This is a genomic window from Pedobacter sp. ASV1-7 (assembly GCF_040203335.1).
Lineage (GTDB): Bacteria > Bacteroidota > Bacteroidia > Sphingobacteriales > Sphingobacteriaceae > Pedobacter.
Genome location: NZ_JBEHBV010000002.1, coordinates 327,215 through 351,179 on the forward strand (window position 1 = coordinate 327,215; position 23,965 = coordinate 351,179).

A 23,965-nucleotide genomic window follows, 5' to 3' on the forward strand; every position below is an offset into this window, starting at 1 on the left:
TGGAAGTAAAAAACCAAATAGAAAGAGACTAAAATCCAACTATACTCCAACTATTCCTTAAGAAACTCGGTATCAACTTAGAGTATAGTTGGAGTATAGTTGGAGTCATCTCATTATTATGTCCTACTTTTGCCACAAATGAAGCCAATTCTACAACTATTTGATTTTTCCCAAAAAGTAAACTACAGAACAGAAATACTTGCTGGTTTAACAGTAGCGATGACCATGATGCCTGAATCCTTGTCTTTTGCTATTCTTGCGGGCTTACCTCCATTATCTGGATTATACGCAGCTTTTATTATGGGTTTAGTCACAGCTATTTTTGGCGGCAGACCTGGCCTGATTTCGGGCGGTGCAGGAGCTACTGTAATCGTACTCATTGCCCTGATGAAATCGAATGGACTTGAATATGTATTTGCTGCTGTAGCAATGGCTGGTTTAATACAGATTGTTGTTGGCCTTTTTAAATTAGGAAAATTTATTCGGCTTGTTCCACAACCTGTGATGTTTGGCTTTGTAAACGGATTAGCAGTCATCATATTTATGGCACAAATTGAGCAATTTAAAGTAAATGTAAACGGACAGCTGATGTGGTTAAGTGGTAGTGCATTATACATTATGCTCGGGTTAGTCGCTTTAACTGTATCAATAGTCATGCTTTGGCCAAGAATAACAAAAGCAGTCCCCGCCTCTCTTGTTGCTATTATCGTTGTCTTTCTTATCGTACTTGGTTTTAATATTGATACCAAAACCGTTAAAGATATTGCTTCTGTAGGTGGGGGCTTCCCTCCTTTTCATATCCCTGAGATTCCTTTTACGCTCGAAACGCTAAAAATTGTATTCCCATATGCATTGATAATGGCAGCTGTTGGTTTAACAGAGGGCTTGTTGACATTAAACCTTGTAGATGAAATTACAGAAAGCAGAGGAAATAGTAATAGAGAGTGTATCGCTCAGGGTAGTGCAAATATACTTAATGGCTTCTTTTTTGGCATGGGTGGTTGTCCTATGATTGCACAAACACTAGTCAACCTTTCTGCCGGCGCCAGAGCTCGTCTTTCTGGTATTGTTGCTTCCATTACTATTTTAATCATCATTTTATTTGGATCTTCCCTGATTGAAAAAGTACCAATGGCAGCGTTAACAGGCGTCATGATTATGGTCGCTATTGGAACTTTCGAATGGATGAGCTTTAAGGTAATAAATAAGATGCCCCGACAAGACATATTTGTTGGTATTTTGGTAGCTTTAATTACCATTTGGCTACATAACTTAGCTTTAGCAGTATTGATTGGCGTAATCATTTCTGCATTGGTTTTTGCATGGGAAAGCGCTAAACGGATCCGTGCTAAGAAATACTTTGATGAAAATGGAGTAAAGCATTACAAGATCTATGGGCCACTATTTTTTGGTTCTATAACTGCTTTCACAGAGAAATTCGACGTCAGTAACGACCCACAAAAGGTAATTATTGATTTCCGGGATAGCAGAATTGCTGATATGTCTGGAATTGACGCTTTAAATAAGCTTACTGAGCGATATCGAAAGGCAGGAAAAGAACTTCACTTGAAATATCTGAGTGAAGATTGCCGTCAATTGCTCCGGAATGCTGATGCCATAATCGAAGTAAATATTATGGAGGACCCTACCTATAGGGTAGCAGATTCTCGTTAACTATTCCAGAAAACACCTCCCTATAATTGTTGTTTTTAAAAAAAACAATTATGTTTGCGCTATGAGATACCTCGCTTTCATATTCACAATTTACATTATGGCACTTTCTGCGTGGCCATGCTGTGGTGATGAAAACAGTATTTCTTCGAACCATGAAGATGTGTGTCTGAGTTCAACCGAACATCAGAAAGACAATCACGAACATCCAGACGCCTGTTCTCCATTCTTTCATGCCAGCAATTATCATGTTTTCGTAACATCGCCTGCTATAACCAATACTCCTGCTATTGCAAATGCTGAACAAATAAGTGACTATCCGGAATATAAAGATGCTGCAGTTATCTTATTTCCAGGTGATATCTGGCAACCACCTCAATTAGTTTAATTTCTTTCTATCTGATCTTCATCAGATAGTCCATCATTTTGTTTTTTTGAATTGAAGCCATAGCCATTTGCAAACTTGTGTTTCATTCAGAATAACTACAAAATTCATTTGCTTAAAATTTTATTAATCATTGCATTCATGCAGGAATACATCCTCTAATGCAGTAAAAACATCATTATATGTTTAACAAGATTATTTTATTCTCTATCAAGAATAAATTAGCAATAGGCATAATGACCCTGGGCCTTATGATCTGGGGAATTTATTCCTTAACCAGATTACCTATTGATGCGGTACCAGACATCACTAATAACCAGGTACAAATCATTTCACAAGCACCTAGTTTGGGTGCACAGGAAGTGGAACAATTTATTACAGCACCAATAGAGTTATCGATGGCCAATATTGCAAAAGTGGTCGAAAAACGTTCTATCTCCCGTGCCGGTATTTCAGTAATTACTATAGTATTTGAAGATGATGCAGATATCTATTGGGCCCGCCAGCAGGTGGCTTTACAGTTAAAAGAGGCTGAAAGTATCATTCCGGCAGGGATGGCAGAGCCAGCATTGGCCCCTATCACTACAGGGCTAGGTGAAATCTATCAATATGTATTACATACCAAAGAAGGTTATGAAAATAAATATTCTGCTGTAGACCTCAGGACTTTGCAGGACTGGGTAGTACGCCCTCAACTTGCAGGAACGAAAGGTGTTGCAGAAGTAAGCGGTTGGGGTGGTTATGTAAAACAATATGAAATTGCATTAGACAACGAGAAATTGAATGCTAACAATGTAACCATTGCTCAAATCTATGATGCACTTAAGAATAATAACGAAAACACAGGGGGCTCCTATATAGAGCAACAAAGCAATGCTTATGTGATCCGTGGAATCGGACAGGTTAAAACCCTGGATGACATTGAGAAAATAGTTGTAAAAAACGTTGGTGGTGTTCCTGTACTTATCAGAGATATTGGCACAGTCCAATTTGGCACATCTACCAGATATGGTGCTGTGACCAGGAATGGAACCGGTGAAGTTGTTGCTGGAATTACCCTTATGTTAAAGGGCGAGAATTTTAACGAGGTAATTAAAAATGTTAAAGAAAGGATTGAACAGATTCAAAAAACATTACCTGAAGGTGTAATCATAGAGCCATATATGGATCGTACAGAACTGGTTGGTCGTTCCATTAGCACTGTACAAAAAAACCTGATAGAGGGCGCCTTAATTGTGATTTTTGTACTGTTACTTCTATTAGGTAACTGGAGAGCGGGACTAATAGTAGCTTCCGTAATTCCGTTATCTATGTTATTTGCTTTCTCAATGATGCGATTATTTGGCGTTTCCGGCAATCTGATGAGTCTTGGTGCCATAGATTTTGGTTTAATTGTAGATGGTGCCGTGATTATTGTAGAAGCAATAATCTTCAGACTTACCGAAAGCAAATTATTTAAAGGTACGCCAAGGTTAAATCAGGAGCAAATGGACCAGGAGGTTTATACTGCATCTTCTAAAATAAGAGCAAGTGCCACTTTTGGTGAGATCATCATCCTTATCGTATACTTACCTCTATTATCGTTGGTTGGTATTGAAGGAAAAATGTTTAAACCGATGGCAGAAACCGTTGTTTTCGCTATTATAGGAGCATTTATTCTCTCTCTAACTTATGTTCCGATGATGAGTGCTCTATTTTTAAGCAAGAATACGGAACACAAAAGAAACATATCCGACAAAATCATGGATTTCTTTAAACGTATTTATAAACCCATGTTAGAAAAAGCGCTGGAATTCAAAAAAGTAGTCGTTGTTTTTGCTATCATTTGCTTTTCTATTGCCCTTTGGTTATTCAATAATATGGGTGGTGAGTTTATTCCTCAATTGGAAGAAGGCGACTTAGCTGTAGAAATTGGAATGGCACAAGGAACATCGCTTACACAGGTTGTAGAAACATTTGGCAAAGCGGAGAAAATACTGAAGGATAGATTTCCTGAAGTGAAGCAAGTGGTAACAAGAATTGGAAGTGCAGAAATCCCAACCGATCCTATGCCAGTTGAACGTGGCGACATGATGGTAACTATGCTACCTAAAGAGGAATGGACTACTGCAAAGACCAGGGAAGAAATGACAGAAAAGATGGAACATGCTTTGTCGATATTACCAGGTGTAAGTGTTGAACTCACGCAGCCTATGCAATTGCGGTTCAACGAATTGATGACTGGTGTAAGACAAGATGTTGCCATTAAAATTTATGGTGAAGATCTTGATGTATTAGCAGCTCAGGCAAAAAAGGTTGCTCAACTTATTGCTCCGGTACAAGGTGTAAATGAGCCTTTTGTAGAGCAGGTAACAGGCCTACCCCAGGTTGTTGTTGATTATGACAGAGATAAAATTGCACAATATGGCTTAACCATAAGCGACATTAATACCATATTAAAAACTGCTTTTGCAGGTAATGTAGCTGGTGTGGTATTTGAAGGCGAAAAACGCTTTGATATGGTAGTACGCTTGCAGCGTGACCTCAGAGAAGATATCTCAAGTATCGAGAATTTATATATTCCGCTTCCCTCTGGTAATAAAGTACCTTTAAGTCAGGTTGCCAAAATTGAACTGAAAGAAGCACCTGCACAAATTTCGCGTGAGGATGGAAAAAGGCGTATTTATGTAGGCTTTAATGTTAGAGGCAGAGATGTTGAACGTACGGTCGCAGAAATAAAAGACATTCTGGATGCGAAATTAAAGCTCCCTTCTGGATATTATACCACATATGGCGGACAATTCCAGAACTTAATTGAGGCAAAAGAGCGGCTAATGATTGCTGTTCCAGTGGCTATGTTACTCATTTTATCATTGCTCTATTTTACTTTCAGGTCTCTTACTCAAACTATATTGGTCTTTACAGCCGTTCCATTATCTGCCATTGGCGGCGTAATTGCATTATTACTCAGAGGTATGCCTTTCAGTATATCTGCAGGAGTTGGATTCATTGCCTTGTTTGGTGTAGCAGTATTGAATGGAATTGTACTCATCTCCTACTTTAACCAGCTTCGGGAAGAAGGTATAACAGACGTTTATAAACGTGTTATACAAGGTACAGCGGTACGACTAAGGCCAGTGATTATGACAGCCTCTGTTGCTTCTCTAGGCTTTTTACCAATGGCTCTATCTGGTAGTGCCGGAGCTGAAGTACAAAGACCATTGGCTACTGTTGTAATCGGAGGCTTAATCTCAGCTACATTTTTAACGCTGTTTGTATTGCCTTGTCTGTATATATTGGTTACAGATAGGAAAAAAAGGTTTAAAACACCTGCAAAAGCTTTAGGTATGCTTATTCTAATTATTGGTATAGGATTTTCCGGTGATGCTAAAGCTCAACAAAAACCTATTTCTGTAGATACAGCTATATCACTAGCCTTAAAAAACAATTTACAACTCAAATCGGCAGGTCTGGCTATTGATCAGTCTAAAGCTATGCAGAAAACAGCTTTTGATCCTGCTAAAACCGAATTTAGTGTATCACAGGATCCTACCGCTGGTGGTGGAAATGAAAATTCGATATCCGTTACTCAAAGTTTTGCATGGCCTGGACTTTACAAGAATCAGAAAAAAGTGCTTAAGGGTCAAACCAGTTTAATGGAAAAATCTGGGAATTATACCAGATCGGAGATTATCCGTGATACAAGACTAGCCTATTACAATCTGATTTTCAGCATGAATACCTTAAAAGTATTGCAAACTCAGGATAGCATTTATCGTAATTTCATTACTAAATCTGAACTTAGGTATAAAGTTGGCGAAACATCTAATCTCGAACTGATTACGGCTAGAAATAAATATCAGGAAGTACAGGCTTTAAAAAAGGCTGCAGAAGCAGAACTGGCTATACAGCAGCTTAATCTACAGCAACTACTTAATTTGAGCACAAATATCAGCCCTCAAGAAAAAACACTTCCAATTCTACCTTTAATTGAAGCAGGTACAGAAAATAGTCCTTTAATGGATGTTTATCAGCAGCAAATTGCAGTAGCAAAAGCTAAAATTGACCTGGAGCGCTCCCGAGCTATGCCAGATCTGACCTTGGGTTATGCACAGCAGTTTGTAATTAAATCCTTTGACCCTGCAAATATTGGCCGCACCTATACGCCAGGAACACGGATTGCAGGTTTACAGCTAGGTATTGCAGTACCTATTTTTAATGGAGCAGGAAGAGCAAGAGTAAATAATGAAAAGCTTGCTGTTCAAATTGCTCAAACTGATTACCAGCGTATGCAAAATCAATTAAACATGCAGTACCAACAGGAACTTCAAAATTATGCACAGCATAAAAGCATGACCGATTATTTTACTTCTGCCGGGCTTAAACAAGCTGATGAGCAATTGCGTATTGCACAAGTTTCCTATGATCTTGGAGAAATAGGATATATAGAATTTATTCAAAATATGACTTTAGCTGTTCAAAGCAAACTGGATTACCTGCAAAATGTTAATCAGCTCAACCAATCCGTTATTCAATTACAATTTTTAAAAGGAAAATAATATAATGAAGGCAACATCATATATCAAAAGAAACATAGCTGTTCTGATCTCTTCGGCTTTTATCATAACAGCTATTAGTTCATGTGGCAATGCATCAAATAAGACTGCCGCTAATACCGAAGCGACAGATGATCATGCTGGCCACAATCATGGTGCAGAAGGTCACGAGGAACATAATGAAGCACTTGAATTGAGTCAGGAACAAATGAATGCTGTAGGAATTGAAATCGGAAAGATTGAACAAAAAAACCTTACAGCTGTGATTAAAGCAAGTGGGCAGTTAGCTGTACCACCTCAAAATGCAGCACAAATTAATGTGTTGACAGGCGGTATCATCAGAAAAATAAATGTAATTGAAGGTCAGCGTGTAAATAAAGGTCAGGTATTGGTTACCATAGAGAATCAGGATTTAATTAAACTTCAGCAAGACTATCTGACTGCCAAAGGAGGCTTCAGTTATATAGAATCTGAGTATAGTCGCCAGCAGCAACTTAAAGCGGCAAATGCCGGAACAGGCAAAGCTCATCAACTTGCTGAGGCGAATTATAATGCTGAACGTGCTCGTTTAAAGGCTTTGGAACGTCAGCTTCAACAATATGGAATTTCAGTGAGCAGCATTGCATCCGGTAATATTACTTCGCAGGTACCCATTACGGCTCCTATTAGCGGTACAATTGGAAAAATCACTGCCGAGACAGGTTCTTATGCGCAACCAGGGATAGCAATTATGGATATTGTCGATAATTCAAAAATCCATGCAGACCTCATTGTATTTGAGAAAGATCTTTCAAAGATTAAAGTCGGGCAAAATGTGGAATTCCAGCTCACTAACCAAAAGAATGAACGTATTGATGGACATATTTATGGCATTAACAAATCCTTTGAAAATGATAGTAAAGGTGTTATTGTTCATGCAATAATTAAGAAACCAAGTGCTGATCTGATCCCGGGAATGTATGTTACCGGTCTTATTGGTGTGGGTTCCGAAACAACAAGTGCTGTTCCTATTGATGCAGTAGTTCGTGCAGACGGAAAAGCTTACATTTTCATTGTTGATTCAAAAGCGAAAGCAGCACATGAAAAGGAACATGGACATCAAAATGAAGGTGAAGCAACTGAAAAACATAAAGAAGAAGATGCAAAAGATGCAAATTCTGTACATTTTAAAAAGATTGAAGTAACCACCGGTGTATCAGAATTGGGTTATATTAAAATCAATTTTCTGGAAAAATTACCGACAGATGTCCAAGTAGTTACAAAAGGGGCCTTTTATTTGCAGTCTAAAGCTGCAGGGCCAGCTGAACACAGCCACTAAAGAATTTCATTAAACATTTAGCATTAAGTTTATGACACAGGACATTGAAAATGTACTTAAAAATAAGCAGGTTAACCCAACTGCCATGCGATTACTGGTATTGGATTTTTTAACAAAACAAACTGCAGCTATCAGTTTAAATGATCTTGAAAAAGGAATGGCTCCCTCCGACCGTATTACGCTATACAGAACTTTAAAAACATTTGAAGAAAAAGGGCTGGTACACAGTATTGAAGATGGTACAGGAGCGACCAAATATGCATTATGTGAACATGATTGTGATGGTGAAAACCATCACGATCTTCATGTTCATTTTTATTGTAATACCTGTAAAGAAACTTTTTGTCTGCCAAACACCCGTATCCCAGAGATGTCACTACCCAAAGGTTTTAAACAGCAGGAAATGAACCTCATTATTAAAGGTGTTTGTCAAAACTGCGGTTAGATTGCAATAGCATTGCATCCATTCATACCTTAACTTTGTTGTATAATTTAAGGCTATGAAAGTATCGAATATACATAAAGAGTGTTGTACAACAGATGAGATTATCAATACCGGAACTCATGTAAAAAATAATCATACAATACACCAACATACTGATCAGGAACATAATGATGATGATGGACATAACCATGGTTCTGAAGAAGCTTCAGGATGGTTAAGCCACTCGCCTTTGCTGACTTCATTAGCTGTTGTTTTAGTAATGATGGTGCTAGAATATGGTTTTCATATCACGTTCGATACACTCACACAACTGATTATTTTTATTCCGGCTTATCTCCTTGCGGGTTATAATGTACTTAACCTGGCATTTAGAAAGGCTTTGAGGCTTGACTTTTTTAACGAATTCTTTTTAATGAGTGTGGCTACCATAGGTGCTTTTGCCATTGGCTCATTTAGTGAAGGTGTAGCGGTTATGGTATTCTATTCTATTGGTGAATGGTTCCAGGATTCTGCCGTAAACAATGCAAAAAGAAGCATTAAAGCCTTATTGGACATCAGACCAGACGCTGTTGATGTAATAAGGAATGAAAAATTGCTTACGGTTGCTCCTGCCGATGTAGCAATTGATGAAATCATACAGATCAAACCTGGTGAAAAAGTCGCTTTAGATGGAGTTCTATTGTCTGATAAAGCTACCTTTAATACCGCTGCGCTTACTGGTGAGAGTAAACCGGATAACAAAGCTAAAGGTGAAACTGTTCTGGCTGGTATGATCAATCTAAATCAGGTCACTGAGGTTCAGGTAAAGGCGTCTTTTAAAGACAGCAAGCTGAGTAAAATACTGGAGATGGTACAAGATGCCACTGCCCGGAAGTCACAAACACAATTATTCATTTCAAGATTTGCTAAAGTATACACTCCAATAGTGTTTTTACTGGCAGTATTACTAGTTGCTTTACCGTGGTTCTTCTTATCTGACTATGTTTTTAAAGACTGGTTATACAGAGGTCTGGTGTTTTTAGTGATCAGCTGTCCTTGTGCTCTTGTAGTTTCTATTCCTTTAGGCTACTTCGGTGGAATTGGTCTGGCTTCTAAAAATGGTATCTTGTTTAAAGGATCAAATTTCCTTGACGTGATGACTAAGGTTAATACCATTGTTATGGATAAAACAGGCACATTAACAAAGGGCGTTTTTGAGGTTCAGAAAGTAGTGGTAAATGATTTTGATGAAAAGGAGTTGATTCTATTAGCAGCAGCTATTGAAAGTAAATCGACCCATCCTATTGGCCATGCTGTTGTAAAGTATGCTGGTGAGGATTTCCATAATGCTACAATTACCAATGTGGAAGAAGTAGCAGGTCACGGCCTTAAAGGGATTGTAAATGGTAAAGCGGTACTTGCCGGAAATACCAAATTGCTTAAAAAGTTTAACATAGACTATGATAAGGTGATTGATTCGGAAGCTGATACGATTGTCCTACTTGCTGTAGATGGCAAATATGCTGGTTATATTACCATTGCCGATGAGATGAAGGAAGATGCAGAGCAAGCTATTGCGGATATGCACAAATTAAATATTCAGACTGTCATGCTGAGTGGCGATAAACAAAGTGTAGTGGACAAGGTTGCTAGTATCTTAAGAATTGATCGTGCTTATGGCGACCTTTTACCAGAACATAAAGTGGAAAAAGTTGAGCTACTTAAAAAAGAGGGAAAGCACATTGCATTTGTAGGCGATGGTGTAAATGATGCTCCTGTGGTTGCTCTTGCCGATGCAGGCATAGCTATGGGGGGTCTGGGTAGCGATGCAACTATCGAAACTGCTGATATAGTAATTCAAAATGATCAACCGTCCAAGATTGTTACAGCCATAAAAATTGGCAAGCTAACTAAAAACATAGTATGGCAGAATATTGGTTTAGCGATGGGGGTTAAAATTATTGTTTTACTTCTGGGTGCTGGTGGTGTGGCTACTTTATGGGAAGCTGTTATTGCTGATGTTGGAGTTGCATTGCTTGCAATCTTAAATGCAGTTAGAATTCAAAGAATGAATGTTTAATTTTTATATTTAATAATGGTCTGCCAATTGAATTGATAAGAGTGCTAATTATATTTATTAAATAATGGTTTTTTATTACGCTATTGCAGTAGCAATATTTAATCAAATGAAAACCAGATCAATCTTAACTATCTGTATCCTCCTGGTAAGTTTAACAACTTTGTCTTTCATTAATAATAAGTTATGGACATCCAGGTTTCTTGAAGTAAATAAAGATGGTAGTATCACCTATTTTCCGGATGAGCAAGGCAATACCATTCCTGACTTTAGTCTCGTAGGCTATCATCATGGCTTAAAAGAAATTCCATCAGTAAAAGTTGTAAAAACAATTTCATCTGTAAAGGGCGATGCTGGGAGTATTATCCAAGAGGCTATTGATCAGGTTTCCGCTTTACCACCCGGACCCGATGGTTTTAGAGGAACTATTCTTTTAAAAAAAGGTGATTACCTTATTGCTGGATCTTTAGATATTAAAGCTGATGGCATAGTACTTAAAGGCGAAGGAAACTCTACTCAGGGCACTCGCCTGATTGCCACTGGTAAAGGGTTACGCTCACTTCTTAAAATCAGTGGTAAAGGAAAAATTACCGAAGCAGGAAGCAGGGTAAAAATCACGGACAAGTATGTACCTACGGGTGCAAAATCATTCGATGTTGCATCTGCAAAGGGCTTTAAAACCGGGGATAAGATTATTGTTTACAGACCCGGAACCGACAACTGGATTCATGATATTCAAATGGATAATATTGTTGAACGCCAAGGTACAAAGCAATGGAAAGGTTCTGAGTATGATCTCAGTTATGAAAGAGAAATTATAGCTGTTAACGGTAACAAAATTACAATAGATAATCCCATTGTGATGTCAATGGAGCAAAAGTATGGTGGTGGCGAAATTTATAAATATGAATACAAAGGCCGGTTAAAAGAAGTTGGCATTGAAAATATATTATTTGAGTCTGAATATGCTAATGATACAGATGAAGATCATGGTTGGATTGCTGTCGACTTTAACCACATTGAGAATGGCTGGGTTACTGATGTTACATCTCGTTTTTTTGGCTATTCGTGTGTAAGTTTAAGTTATGGAGCTAAGAATATTACAGTTAAAAATTCAAAATGTTTAGATGCAAAATCTGTGATTACTGGTGGTAAGAGATACTCATTTAATAATAATGGTCAGCAGAATCTTTTTATGAATCTGGAGACTACGGAAGGCAGACATGATTATGTAACTGGTGCAAAAGTATGTGGTCCTAATGTGTTTTATAATTGTAAATCAAGAAATACGCATGCAGATATCGGGCCTCATCATCGCTGGGCTTCGGGCACTTTGTATGACAATATTGATACTGATGGTGAAATCAATGTTCAGGATCGTGGCAATTGGGGCAGCGGACATGGCTGGGCAGGTGTGACACAGGTTGTATGGAATTGCAAAGTTAAAGGTGCAGCTATACAGAATCCATGGACCTCAGGAAAAAATTACGCGATTGGTGTTCAGGGTAAGAAGTTAAAAGGACGTTTAGACGGCAAGCCTGATGGGGAATGGGATGGATTGAATAAGGATGGCCTACAACCAGCTTCATTGTACCAGGCGCAAGTTGCTGCGAGAAAAGCTAAGTAAAAGTATTACGACATAAGCGTCATATTGTGACATCCTGCGACAAGCCGTTTTTTATTCCATCTACTTTTGGGTTATGAATCAAAAATATAACATAAGAAAAACTTTTTTAACATTTTTTTGGGATGAATATCAGGCTTACAGGATGGCAGTATTGAGCTTAATAACAAAGCCGAATTTAAGTGGGACTTTGTTCGGGTCTCGTTCGGGTTTGTTCGATAAAATCCAAATTAAAAATGGATGGAAACACGAGCAATATATGTACTTATTAATGAAGGGCTAATCATTGCATGACGGGACTAAAAAAAATCGGTTATGTTATTTTTTCAGGCTCTTTCTGATAATATCTACGATCCCCTCATTTTCAACAATATACATCCCAATTGTTTCTGTTGATATCCCCTCCATTAATTGATAGGTAAATACAGGCTTATTATTTTTAAAGAATGTTTCCAGGTATTTGAAAGATATATTTTTCAAACACTTAAGCTTGTCAGCTAACTCAACAATGTGAGTTGATATAAAAAATACTGAATTCCTGACAGAGGAAAGCTCTGAAATAATAAGTAAAGAAGCATCATGAGCCTCTTTTACATTTGTCCCTCTAAACAATTCATCAAATATTACAAACACACGGTCTCTTTCAGCAATTAAGTTAGCTACTTCTTTCACTCTTTTTACTTCACTGTAATAATGACTTAGCCCATTATTAATATCATCAGGCAAATTAATTGTAGTGATTAAACCATTAAAAACCGTAGTTCTTACATCTTCGGCCGGAACAGGAAAGCCAAGATGTGACAGGTATATAACTAAGCCTAAGGATTTAAGTAGTGAAGACTTTCCGGCCATATTAGAGCCTGTTAGAAAAACAATATTCTGATCTTCATGAAAAAAAACATCATTCTTTACAGCTTTTGAAATACCTGGATGAAATAAGCCCTTTATTGTAACTTTTAAAGATTCTGCATGATCATATATAGGAAATGTGAGACCTATTCTTGATGTTAACAACGCTATATTTTCAAAAATATCAAGTTCATAGGCCAATTGAAGCAATTCTCTCATATTCTTCAGTTCAGCACCACGAATTGCCTGGTCTAACTTATTGACCTGAAAGAACTTCAATTTATCTTCTTTCAGAAGAATCGCTTCTTTTAATACCCCATTCTTAATTAGAGAAGTTATTCGCTCAAAAATTATTATAATATACTCTGGTGGATTTTTTTCTGAATGTTCATCTATAAACTTTAAAATATATCTGGAAAATCTGATAAGATACTTCAATCCTGTTTTTATGATATAATAATCATTACTTGAATTTCTCGTCAAAAAATCATAAACAGCATCTATTATATTATGCTTAGACTTCCTTTTATCAAATTTTAAATAAAAGGAGATCAGATCAAACTCTTCATTTCGGATGTCTAAATTAATATTATACTGATGAAAGAATGCTATTGAATCACGACGCAATGTAAGCTCTTCAATGTCTGATGATGGGTTTTGCATCATATTTTCCAGACGTTCTCTTGCTCCCATCGTTCTTGTATTTTTAAAAATACTAAATATCGAATTGGAAGTTGAACCGCTATTAAAAACGTTTAAATCTTTAAATGTTTGTTCATCAATTTTAAAGCGGTTCATAACGTTAACATCAGATTTAAAACTGTAAGATATACATAATTCAGCAAGAATAAATGTATATCTATCTAGTTTAACTTAATGCTTTTCTAACAGCTGGCGCTACCTTATTACCAAATATTTCAATAGACTTCATCATTTCTGCATGCGACGGATCACCAATATCCATATGTGCGATAAAACGTGTAATACCAAATAATTCATGCATATAAAGGATTTTATCTGTTACTTCTGCGGCTTCACCAATAAATAGTGCACCCTCTTTTGAACGGCCACCATCATATTGTTCTTTGGTATATGGTGCCCAGCCTCTTGAAGCTCCAATCCTATCCATCTGGGCTGCATATTTACTGAAATAGCTATCTGCACCAGGTTCATTATCGCTCACAAATGAATGCGAATGTATACCTATCTGCATTTTATTGATATCGTGACCATATTTTACATACTGTTCTTTATAGTATTCAATTAATGGCTGAAACTGTCTGGGCATACCCCCTATAATTGCAACAACCAATGGTAGTCCCAATACCGCAGCACGTAATACTGATTGTGGTGTTCCACCAACAGCAATCCAAATAGGTAATTGTCCGTTGTTAGTAGCTCTGGGCAATACCATTTGATTAACAAGTGGAGCACGAAGATCTCCAGTCCAGTTTACAACCTCATTGTTATTGATGTTGAGGAGCAAATCAAGTTTCTCTTCAAACAACTTATCATAGTTTTTAAGGTCATATCCAAAAAGTGGGAACGATTCAATAAAACTTCCCCTTCCAACTCCAATTTCAGCGCGTCCGTTGGAGATCAGGTCAATAGTAGAAAAGTCCTGGTACACCTTAACTGGCTCAGAAGAACTCAACACAGTTACGGTACTCATTAACTTTATATTCTTTGTAATACTAGCAGCAGCAGCCAGTACAATTTCAGGTGACGAAACTGCATAATCCGGACGGTGGTGTTCTCCCATTCCGAATACATCTAAACCTACCTCATCGGCTAATTTAATCTGTTCTAAAATCTCTTGGAGTTTTAGTTTCGCAGATCTCGGTTTTCCTGTCTGCGGGTCGATTGCTAAATCGCCAAACATTCCTATGCCTAATTCCATATTTTTATATTTTAATACCACAAAGTTACCAGGAGTAGTAAATATAGACATTGATCTAGGATAAGTAATAGCAATAACTACCAGCTACCTTGATAAAATCTCGTCAATCATTCCAAATTCCTTTGCCTCAACGGATGACATCCAGTAATCTCGGCTTGCGGCCTCATTTATTCGATCATAGGTCTGTCCACTATGTCGGGCAATAACCTGGTACAGTTCTTTTTGCATTTGCAATACCTGCTTAATTGATATGTCCATATCAGTTGCTGTTCCCTGCGTTCCACTGGAAGTTTGATGAATCATCACCCGGGAATGTGGCAGGGCAGACCGTTTTCCGGCAGCGCCGGCACAAAGAAGTACAGAGCCCATTGAAAGCGCTATTCCCGTACATATCGTAGCCACATCTGGTACGATAAACTGCATCGTATCATATATACCCAAACCAGCATATACTGATCCTCCGGGTGAATTGACATATAGCTGGATATCTTTTTCAGTGTCGGCCGACTGCAAAAAGAGCAATTGTGCCTGTATAACATTGGCATTCCTCTCATCTATAGCCTCTCCTATGAAGATGATACGATCCATCATTAAGCGAGAAAAGACATCCATCTGGGCAACGTTCAATTGCCGCTCTTCTGTAATATAAGGTGTCATAGCTACCGGACCTGCCATAGCTGAAGTTCTGGAAATGTATTTGTCTACATACAAACTATTGATGCGGTGATGCTTTACAGCATAGCTGAGAAATTCCTTATTGTTCATATTCTTTTTTTTAGATTAAATAGGACATAGCATTGCCCTTGCCCATTGTCAGGACATTAAATTTGTAATTAGATTAAGATGATTTATTTACTGAAGAACCGCTTAATCCTTTCGCTGAAGGAGAAATGTTCTGGGGTTGTAAACAGGTTTTGATGTACCTGTTGGATTTCTTTGCGCAGTTGTTCCCTACCGTAAGTTTCAACCAACCGATACGTTTTCTGTTGCCAGTATACACTTTCCTGAAGATGAGGCTGTAATATCTGGTGAGCCTCCATTAATAACTTATCTTCTGAGTTGGTATTAGCCAAAAGAAAATCTTCAATTAACTTTAGTTCATTCCAGGATGTCTTCATAGCTTATTGATTTTTCTCTTACTGTTTCTTTGACTTTTTCCAGGCATTTGAATTTCTGAACTGTAGCGGAGTGTGAACCAGAAAAGCCAAAGCGTTCAGCGATATTTTCCATCTTCAGTTTTTCATAATAAAATGCACTAAGCAATTGCATACACCTCTGCCCTGCTGTTTGCAATAGCTGGAACAATCGGGATGTAGATATCTCCTGATCGTCCGTGTTGAACCAACCAGCTTGTTCCTCAAAATCAGTACCGAGTTCATCAATAGATATCTGCTTTCCACCTGCTTTGAATCGCTTATTCCAGAGGTGGCGGGCTATACCGAAGAGGTAGGCTTTATCACTATATTCCAGGTTCAACTCAGTGCGTACTGTTTTCTCATAATAAATGATCAGGGCATCCTGAAAAATATCCCGGGCTTCATCCAGTGAACCACCCATCCTGCTGATATGTTTTGCTACCAGCGGAAAGGCATTCTTATACAATTTCGTAAGCCATGCTTCACGATCATTGATTGATGTATCTTCCTTTAATTGTGTGGCCATAATTACTATGTTTTAATAGTATGTGGACATTTAAACTCAAATATCACCAAAATTTAATACTTTTTTTATCTGGCTTTTAGAATAAAGCCGACTATAGCCTGTGGATTAGTGAAACCAGGTTATTTTCTCTCTTTTAATCTCAGCTGCAATTGTGCTTCAAACAATGACTTAGGCAACACTGGTTCTCCTTTCATTTCCACTATTCCGGCATTCTCAAATGTCACTTTCCTGTCCGACTGAAAACCAATTAATACCGGTGCTGCAATTGTATAATTCCTTCTCCTACTCATGTCCCAAAAATTATATTGCTGATCTTTTGCTGATTTATGATAAAAATTCCAAAGCACTAAATCTTTCCCATGATGTGGATGTCCAGGTTCAGGTCCACCTAAATTATAAAAAACACCACCGTCAATATCATCATAAAGCGTAGCGTAAGGCTGTCCGGAATGAATATCAAAATTCTGATCAGTACCTAATGAACACTGAGTAACGACTGTACCAACCGCACTATATCCAGTTCCAGCACCATGGTGTTGTGCACCATTGAATGTACATTTCTTAACCAATATACCATATCCAGTTCTTGCATGAACGGAAGCATGTCCTTTTTTACCTTTGAAATGAGTGTTTTCTACTGTAATCTGGTAGCCAGACCTCATGTAAATCCCCTCATTCCAGTCATGAAATTCACAATTTCGAACCCAGCTGTTTTTGAGATACTCCATACCTATAGCCTCATAAGCATAATCATGGATTTCATTTTTATGATGGATGAACTCTTCCGGATAATTCTTCCAATTGCTGGTAAACAAAATATCTTCTACACCACAATGATCAATAGAATTATAAGTTTCTATAATCCAATCAGCAGATTTTACCATTTTTATATCGATGTGAATCGGATTTATAAAGCTAACCTTATCACCTTCAATTTTATTGATCGTATGGATTTCATAAACCAACATCCCTCCTTTATCACCAAACAACCTTGTCCACTGTGGCTTCAACTCTAAAGGGGCAAAATAAAGCTTTGTAAATTCCTCACTTCTGTGACGAATAGCTACATCCTGACCAACTTTAAGCTTTGAAGCATCTTTTACAACAACCGAAAAAGTTTCACGTCCTGCATCTTTTACAATAGTCGTTAATCTTTCAACTTTATTATCTTCTGGTTTAAACAAAAACTGCCTACCATTGATTCTCATGTTAGCCTGATAGATTTCTGTTCCACCTTTTCCACTTCCATTACCTTTTAAAACAATGTTACTTTTAGCTATTCTGATTTGCCTGCCAGCATCTTCATCTGGTGCGATTAAGTATTTTCCTGATGAGAAAAATACTATGCCACCACCAGGGTTCGATTCGGCTGCATTTATAGCCATTTGGATAGCATCATCATCAAACTTATCATCGTCAGGCTTTGCTCCATAATCATCTACCTTAAAAATCTTCTTCCCACTTAACGAAGGAATAGGAATTTCAGAAAAGCCATATCCCGCATATGAAAAATCAGGAAGCACTGGTGTACTCCCTGATTTTTTAGATTTTACAAAATCATCCCATAATGGTGCTGTTTTTTGTGCCTGAGCACTCAAATTAATCAAACAAATATTAAAACAGATCAGGATGCAATTAAATCTCCTCATAATTATAATTCAAATAGTATTGGTCTTGTGATTAATCGAGGGCACCTGTTTTCATTTCTTTTTTAGGCTTAATATCCAGTTGAGTTGCTACTTTACCTTCAAATTCAACTTTAATAACGCTAGCAACCTGATCGGGCGCTTCTGATGGTATTCCAATTGTCAGTTCACCAGCCTTTATTTCAGTTTTCAATTTACCTTTTGTAGCTAATAAATTAGCTGACAAGACCTTATTCTTTATCCCTGGAACAACTAACTTACCATCTGATGGCCAATTAAACACGGTAAAATAAAGTATAGTACCTTTCGGTGAATCTTTTCGTGTACACCTGCCCCAGGTTAAGGGTTCAAGAGGGTTAGACCTTGTACCGTAAATAGACTCACTATTTACCTTCATCCATGTTCCAATAGCTTTCAAACGATCTATGCTTTCCTGAGGGAAAGTACCATCAGGTTTAGGTCCGATATTTAAAAGATAATTACCTCCTTTTGATGCTATATCAACAAGGTTTCGGATTAGTGTTTCTGAGGATTTCCATTTCTGATCTGAAGTTCTAAAACCCCATGTACCGTTCATCGTCATACATGTTTCCCAATCCATACCATCCAACTCTGCCTGACTTGGTATTTTCTGTTCAGGTGTTTTCGTATCACCAGGAAAGTTCGGGCGCTTTAAACGATCATTTGTAATGATATGTGGTTGTGATTTCAATGCATTCTGTAATTTAACCGCAGCTTCATCAGTCATATTTGTTGGCGTATCCCACCAAAGAACAGCAATATCACCATAATTGGTCATCAATTCTTTAACCTGTGGCACTGCCACTTCATCAATATACTGATCAAATGATTTAGTCATCTGCGCTGGATCCCAATGACCTTTATTAGCCAATGTGTATGCATCAACTTTAGCAGAATCAGGATTTAACCATCCCTCGTTCATCACTTTCCTGGCAGCAGAACCACCTGGATTATTCCAATCCTGTGCCTGAGAATAATAGAACCCTAATTTTATTCCATACTTTTTACATGCCTCAGCTAGTGGTTTTAACAAATCCTTACCGTAAGGAGTGGCATCTGTAATATCCCATTTACTAGCTTTAGAATTAAACAAAGCAAAGCCATCATGGTGTTTTGCAGTAATAATCAAATATTTCATTCCAGCATCCTTTGCCATCCTTACCCAGTCATCCGGATTATATTTCACCGGATTAAAGCTTTTTGCCATTTCCTGATATTCCGAAACGGGGATTTTCGATCTGTTCATGATCCACTCTGCACCACCTCTACGTTGTTCATGGCCTTTATATACCCCAGCAAACTGTGCATATACTCCCCAGTGAATAAACATGCCAAATTTAGCATCTCTCCACCAAGCCATGCGCTCATCTTTAGTTAATGCTTTCTGACTAAAGACAGGTTGTGCCAATATTAGAATGGCTGTTATTGTTAAAAGTATTTTCCGTTTAAACATAATTTAGTTCTATTTGGTAGATGGCTAATTTAAAGAATTAGAAAGAGCCAATTGTCAGTAAATTTGGCTCTTTCCTATACGATATTGTTTACCTTTTCAACGCTTTGTATCTCAATAGTGCTTCAAGGTAATAATAATCAGCGTAAGACAATGGCACATCCACTTCACTCTCTGATGGTTTGGAACCAGTACTGCTTACCAATATAAAGCCTTTATTTTTTCCAGCTGGAGATGCATATTTCGTAGCCATGCTATTTAACATGACATCTGCTTTTTGATAATACATGTTCTTCTCTTTGCTATAACTGCCTAACTCATATAGAGCAGAAGCAGTTACAGCCGCAGCGGAAACATCTCTAGGTTCATCAGGAATATTCGGAGCATCAAAATCATAATACGGCACTAAGTCTGCAGGCATATTTTTATGTTTGAGCATAAAAGCAGCAATATGCTCAGCCTGATTTAAATAGGCTGGGTCTTTGGTAAAACGATAACACATGGTATAGCCATACAGTGCCCATGCTTGTCCTCTTGACCATGCTGACTCATGGCTATAGCCCTGATGGGTTTGTTTTTTTAAAACTGCACCAGTATTCGGGTCATAGTCCACTACATGATAAGAACTATAATCAGGACGGAAATGGTTCTTTATTGTTGTATTGGCATGACTTACAGCAATTTTATAAAATGAAGAGTCACCAGTAAGTGCCGTAGCTTCAAACAATAATTCAAGGTTCATCATATTGTCAATGATTACTGGATTTACCCATTTATCCCTGCTGTGATCCCATGAAAGGATTACGCCTGTCTTAGGATTAAAGCGGGTAGCAAGCGTTTTAGCCGACTTTATAATTACCTCGCGGTAATGCTTGTCTTTGGTAATACGATATCCTGTTCCAACACTACAGTATATCTTAAAGCCCATATCATGTGTTTTGCCATTAAACTGTTCCGGTTCAATCAATTTAGTAAATGCTTTTGCCTGATCAAGCCAGATCTGTTTACCAGTATATTCATATAAAAACCAAAGTTCACCAGGAAAAAAACCACTTGTCCAGTCCTTTGAGGCGACCATCCTCAGATGACCGTTTTCTAAAGTCCGGGGAGTTACCAGATCCTTTTTTGTAGCAGTAGCTTTAGTTTTTTCTATTTCTTTCAGCATGACCAATGTTTGCTGATCTGCATGTTTAAATGCTTTTTTAATGTCTACTTTCTGACTAAAAGATGATCCCGCAGCAAGTAACAATATGCATATTGTTAAAGAGAATGACTTCATAAATTCTTCTATTATTGTTTTCAATTATTTTATTGGTATCAATTGTATTTCAAGCAATTTCATTAACTCCGTACCCTTAATCTCAATCGCTTTAACGCTTAATTGCTGTAAGCCTTTACTTAACTCTGCTACACCAATTTCCTGAGCAACAACAGCTCCTTTTTTTGACTGTATCACATTCGCTTTTTTAGAGAAATCTCCAATTTTAACTTCATATGATGAACCACCTTCTTCAGCAATATATTTTGCTATAATTTTATATTTAGCAGGTTCGAGGGTTTTAAGATCCCAGGATAGATAACTATCTTTCGATTTCCAATTCGTTACGAAGTAGCGATCCGTTTTACCATCTCCATAGCCAAGCTTCTGTCCGTGTTGACTGGCATCAAATACAAGTAGCCGGTTTTTATCAATATTGGATTCCAATACTCTTGCTGGATCTACATCTATCTTTCCTTTTACTTCAAGTACGATCACGACATCAGGTTCCCCGGTAGATTTGACCGGCACACTAACATTTATAGCCGATGCATCCAGACGTTTAATTCCAAGCTTCTTTTTATTATTATCCCCTAAAAACCAGGCTGCTTTAACCTCATTTTTTAATCCACCTACAAGAAGGTTACCATCACGAGGCCAATTAAATACATGCAAATAAACATATTGTCCTTTCTGGGTAGTTACTCCCCATGCAGGAATTGGTAATTTTCCCCTTTCGGTTCCATAAATAGCTTCTCCATTTTTACTTAACCAGGCACCAATACTATCTAAAATATTTTTGTCTTTCTGATCAAAGGTACCATCACCTTTAGGCCCTAAATTCATTAGAAGATTTGCTCCTCTGGATGCTGAATTAGCTAAAAGTTTTATAAAAAAACTAGCGGTTTTATGACTGTTATCATGTTTAGAATATCCATAAGATTCGTTGGTTGTAGGAATTGCCTCTGCATCTCCCTCCACAGTCATTAATTCAGCTGGCCTATCGGCAGTATTCATATAATCCCCAAAGTTTCCACTCGCACTTCTCACCAAACGTCCATTTACTACAATATTCGGATCAGTTTCGCGAATGGCCTTCAATATTCTCATATTTTCTGATAATGGTAATTTATGAGGTGTATCGAACCATAGGATATCAGGATGGTAGATATTTATCAATTCTTTAATTTGAGGAATAGCCTTTTCATCTACATATTTGGCTGCTTTTGGTAGCCATTCGGGATGATTATCATACCAGTTTGCACCACCAAGTAATTTATCACCTCCTGGATTGTTGTATTCCCAGTCATTCCCAGGAGCATCAGGATGCTCCCAATCAAAGGCATGAGAATAGTAAAACCCAAACTTCATTCCATACTTTTTTGCTGCTGCAGCTAGCTCGGCCATTGGATCACGCTTAAATGGAGTCTGTTTCAAAACATTAAAATCGGAAACTGCAGAATTATACATAGCAAATCCATCGTGGTGTTTAGCCGTAATGATAAAATACCGCATGCCTGACTTCTTTGCTTCCAGAATCCATTCTTCTGCATTGAATTTTAGGGGATTAAATTCATGAGCTAAATCAAGGTACTCAGCTCTACTGATCTTTTCTTTTCGCATCAGGTGTTCAGAATACCCCTTCACCAATTTCCCTTTCCACTCCCCGGCAGGTAAAGAGTAAAGTCCCCAATGTATAAACATGCCGAAACGTGCGTCCCTCCACCATTTTATACGCTCATCGTGCGTCTTCATAGAGGTTTTCCACCAGCCAGTTTTTGCTTCTTCTACTGCCTTTTGGTCACGCTGCTGTGCCCTGTTAAACATCTCTTTATCCTCATCTCCTGAAACCTGACTGTAAGCATAGCTACTCAGCAAAAGAAGTGATGAAAACAAAAGTGCTGTCCCTTTGTTCGTTATACGTTTCATTATTTGGTTTTGTGTGTGATGGGTATTTCGTTAATATTCTGTTAATTCAACCATATCAAAGGATTTCTGATAGGTAAGTTCCTTACTACTTCTTCCACCTGAGGATCATGCTCTAATTTTACCCAGGTATTTAACCAGTCCTTATTACCGTAGGCATTGGCACCAAATACCAGTAAGGGCTGTGCAACCGGCCAGTTGTCCCAATACATCACATCGGGCTTCAAAGTCCACTTGCTTTTATCTGCAACATAAGGGTATAAATATTCTATTCCTTTTTTAATAGACTTTCCATCACTTGTCTTATAGTTCCATAAATTATCTGCTTTTGTAGAAAGAATCTGACAAAGCATTGTCATAGCATCAAGATTAAATATCGAATAACCATAAGGTTTTGTCCGAGAGAGCTCTCTAGGAAAACTACCATCCACAGCCATTTGATCAGGCAACAAAACTGTTTTATATCTATTGCTACAAAATTCCATAAGCTGATCATTGTTACATAATTTGGCAAAAGATGCGACTTGCATTACGAAACAGGTTCCATGATTATTTAATGCATTCATTTCTGCTTTTCCATACTCATGACTCATTAGCCAATCAAGATATGCTGCAAACCATTTCCTTGTACCAGTAAGCACTTCTGCATCCATTGCCTTCTGCATCACAATCACACCTTGAGCTACTTCCATAAAATGTATAGTATCAATAATTCCTATACCACGTCCTGTAAAGCGCCCTTGAATAGCCTGCGCATATTGTAAGTTAGGATTCATTAATGTGGCTTCATTTATAAACCATGCCCGTAAATGTTTCATTGCCTGTTTTGCATATTTCTGATCACCTGTAAGTTTATAAGCAGAAGCTAGTGAACCTATGATCTTACTAAAGCGAATCATTGCCAGGCGATGGGCTACAAAGTTCTCAGGATTGGTTAATCCATCTTTCTGAATATAAGGCCCCTTAGGATTTTGAGGATCAGGCCACCAATAATCTCCTTCTGAATAAAAGTCGTGCTTCCCGCCAGCACTTCGTGACGACTGCTGGTCTGTAACAGTAACAGGTTTTTGCTGCATAGCCCATTCGGCATTTTTCAAAATGGTTACTTTCAATGTTTTTATAACTTCTTTTTCAATGTTATTTGCAAAAGTTGTAGCATGAAATACCATTACATTCAACAATAGCAACCCTGATATCAATACTTTCTTCATAAACTCAA

At 37.8% G+C, this 23,965-nt stretch carries 17 protein-coding genes; 7 read left to right on the plus strand and 10 right to left on the minus strand.

What is annotated here, in order from left to right:
• Window positions 1–138: 138 nt before the first annotated feature.
• The 7 genes from ABDJ41_RS06505 to ABDJ41_RS06535 all read left to right on the plus strand — a co-directional run bounded on the left by ABDJ41_RS06505 (window position 139) and on the right by ABDJ41_RS06535 (window position 12,037).
• Complete coding sequence (locus tag ABDJ41_RS06505; protein WP_349785049.1) at window positions 139–1,674, plus strand: SulP family inorganic anion transporter; 1,536 nt, start codon at window positions 139–141, stop codon at window positions 1,672–1,674.
• Window positions 1,675–1,735: 61 nt separating this feature from the next.
• A complete protein-coding gene (locus tag ABDJ41_RS06510) occupies window positions 1,736–2,059 on the plus strand; it encodes a hypothetical protein (protein ID WP_349785050.1) in 324 nt (107 codons plus the stop codon).
• 179 nt (window positions 2,060–2,238) lie between these two features.
• Window positions 2,239–6,594, plus strand: coding sequence for a CusA/CzcA family heavy metal efflux RND transporter (locus ABDJ41_RS06515; protein WP_349785051.1), 4,356 nt, complete (start codon window positions 2,239–2,241; stop codon window positions 6,592–6,594).
• 4 nt (window positions 6,595–6,598) lie between these two features.
• The gene (locus ABDJ41_RS06520; protein WP_349785052.1) at window positions 6,599–7,909 is read left to right on the plus strand and encodes an efflux RND transporter periplasmic adaptor subunit; all 1,311 of its coding nucleotides are present in this window, start codon (window positions 6,599–6,601) and stop codon (window positions 7,907–7,909) included.
• A gap of 31 nt (window positions 7,910–7,940) precedes the next feature.
• Window positions 7,941–8,354: a Fur family transcriptional regulator gene (locus tag ABDJ41_RS06525; RefSeq protein ID WP_349785053.1), complete on the plus strand. Its 414-nt coding sequence runs from the start codon at window positions 7,941–7,943 to the stop codon at window positions 8,352–8,354.
• 55 nt (window positions 8,355–8,409) lie between these two features.
• Complete coding sequence (locus tag ABDJ41_RS06530; RefSeq protein ID WP_349785054.1) at window positions 8,410–10,413, plus strand: heavy metal translocating P-type ATPase; 2,004 nt, start codon at window positions 8,410–8,412, stop codon at window positions 10,411–10,413.
• A 106-nt stretch (window positions 10,414–10,519) separates the two neighbouring features.
• Complete coding sequence (locus ABDJ41_RS06535) at window positions 10,520–12,037, plus strand: DUF5017 domain-containing protein (RefSeq protein WP_349785055.1); 1,518 nt, start codon at window positions 10,520–10,522, stop codon at window positions 12,035–12,037.
• 315 nt (window positions 12,038–12,352) lie between these two features.
• Here ABDJ41_RS06535 and ABDJ41_RS06540 read toward each other — a convergent pair whose 3' ends face one another.
• The 10 genes from ABDJ41_RS06540 to ABDJ41_RS06585 all read right to left on the minus strand — a co-directional run bounded on the left by ABDJ41_RS06540 (window position 12,353) and on the right by ABDJ41_RS06585 (window position 23,957).
• Window positions 12,353–13,681 carry a MutS-related protein gene (locus tag ABDJ41_RS06540; RefSeq protein ID WP_349785056.1) on the minus strand — a complete coding sequence of 443 codons (1,329 nt, stop codon included), beginning with the start codon at window positions 13,679–13,681 and terminating at the stop codon, window positions 12,353–12,355.
• Between the two features lie 70 nt (window positions 13,682–13,751).
• The gene (locus ABDJ41_RS06545; RefSeq protein WP_349785057.1) at window positions 13,752–14,834 is read right to left on the minus strand and encodes an Atu2307/SP_0267 family LLM class monooxygenase; all 1,083 of its coding nucleotides are present in this window, start codon (window positions 14,832–14,834) and stop codon (window positions 13,752–13,754) included.
• A 33-nt stretch (window positions 14,835–14,867) separates the two neighbouring features.
• The gene (locus ABDJ41_RS06550) at window positions 14,868–15,548 is read right to left on the minus strand and encodes an ATP-dependent Clp protease proteolytic subunit (protein ID WP_349785058.1); all 681 of its coding nucleotides are present in this window, start codon (window positions 15,546–15,548) and stop codon (window positions 14,868–14,870) included.
• A gap of 83 nt (window positions 15,549–15,631) precedes the next feature.
• Complete coding sequence (locus tag ABDJ41_RS06555) at window positions 15,632–15,901, minus strand: hypothetical protein (protein WP_349785059.1); 270 nt, start codon at window positions 15,899–15,901, stop codon at window positions 15,632–15,634.
• Window positions 15,882–16,445, minus strand: a complete 564-nt coding sequence (locus tag ABDJ41_RS06560) for an RNA polymerase sigma factor (RefSeq protein WP_349785060.1) — start codon at window positions 16,443–16,445, stop codon at window positions 15,882–15,884. Before ABDJ41_RS06560 ends, ABDJ41_RS06555 begins: the two co-directional genes overlap by 20 nt.
• Window positions 16,446–16,564: 119 nt before the next feature.
• Window positions 16,565–18,094 (minus strand): DUF4955 domain-containing protein, encoded by a 1,530-nt coding sequence (locus ABDJ41_RS06565; RefSeq protein WP_349785062.1) that lies wholly within the window; start codon window positions 18,092–18,094, stop codon window positions 16,565–16,567.
• 31 nt (window positions 18,095–18,125) lie between these two features.
• Window positions 18,126–19,565 (minus strand): alpha-L-fucosidase, encoded by a 1,440-nt coding sequence (locus ABDJ41_RS06570; RefSeq protein ID WP_349785063.1) that lies wholly within the window; start codon window positions 19,563–19,565, stop codon window positions 18,126–18,128.
• Between the two features lie 88 nt (window positions 19,566–19,653).
• Window positions 19,654–20,841: a glycoside hydrolase family 88 protein gene (locus tag ABDJ41_RS06575; protein ID WP_349785376.1), complete on the minus strand. Its 1,188-nt coding sequence runs from the start codon at window positions 20,839–20,841 to the stop codon at window positions 19,654–19,656.
• 24 nt (window positions 20,842–20,865) lie between these two features.
• On the minus strand, window positions 20,866–22,749 hold the full coding sequence (locus tag ABDJ41_RS06580; RefSeq protein WP_349785064.1) for an alpha-L-fucosidase: 1,884 nt from the start codon (window positions 22,747–22,749) through the stop codon (window positions 20,866–20,868).
• Between the two features lie 41 nt (window positions 22,750–22,790).
• The gene (locus tag ABDJ41_RS06585; protein ID WP_349785065.1) at window positions 22,791–23,957 is read right to left on the minus strand and encodes an alginate lyase family protein; all 1,167 of its coding nucleotides are present in this window, start codon (window positions 23,955–23,957) and stop codon (window positions 22,791–22,793) included.
• Window positions 23,958–23,965: the final 8 nt, after the last annotated feature.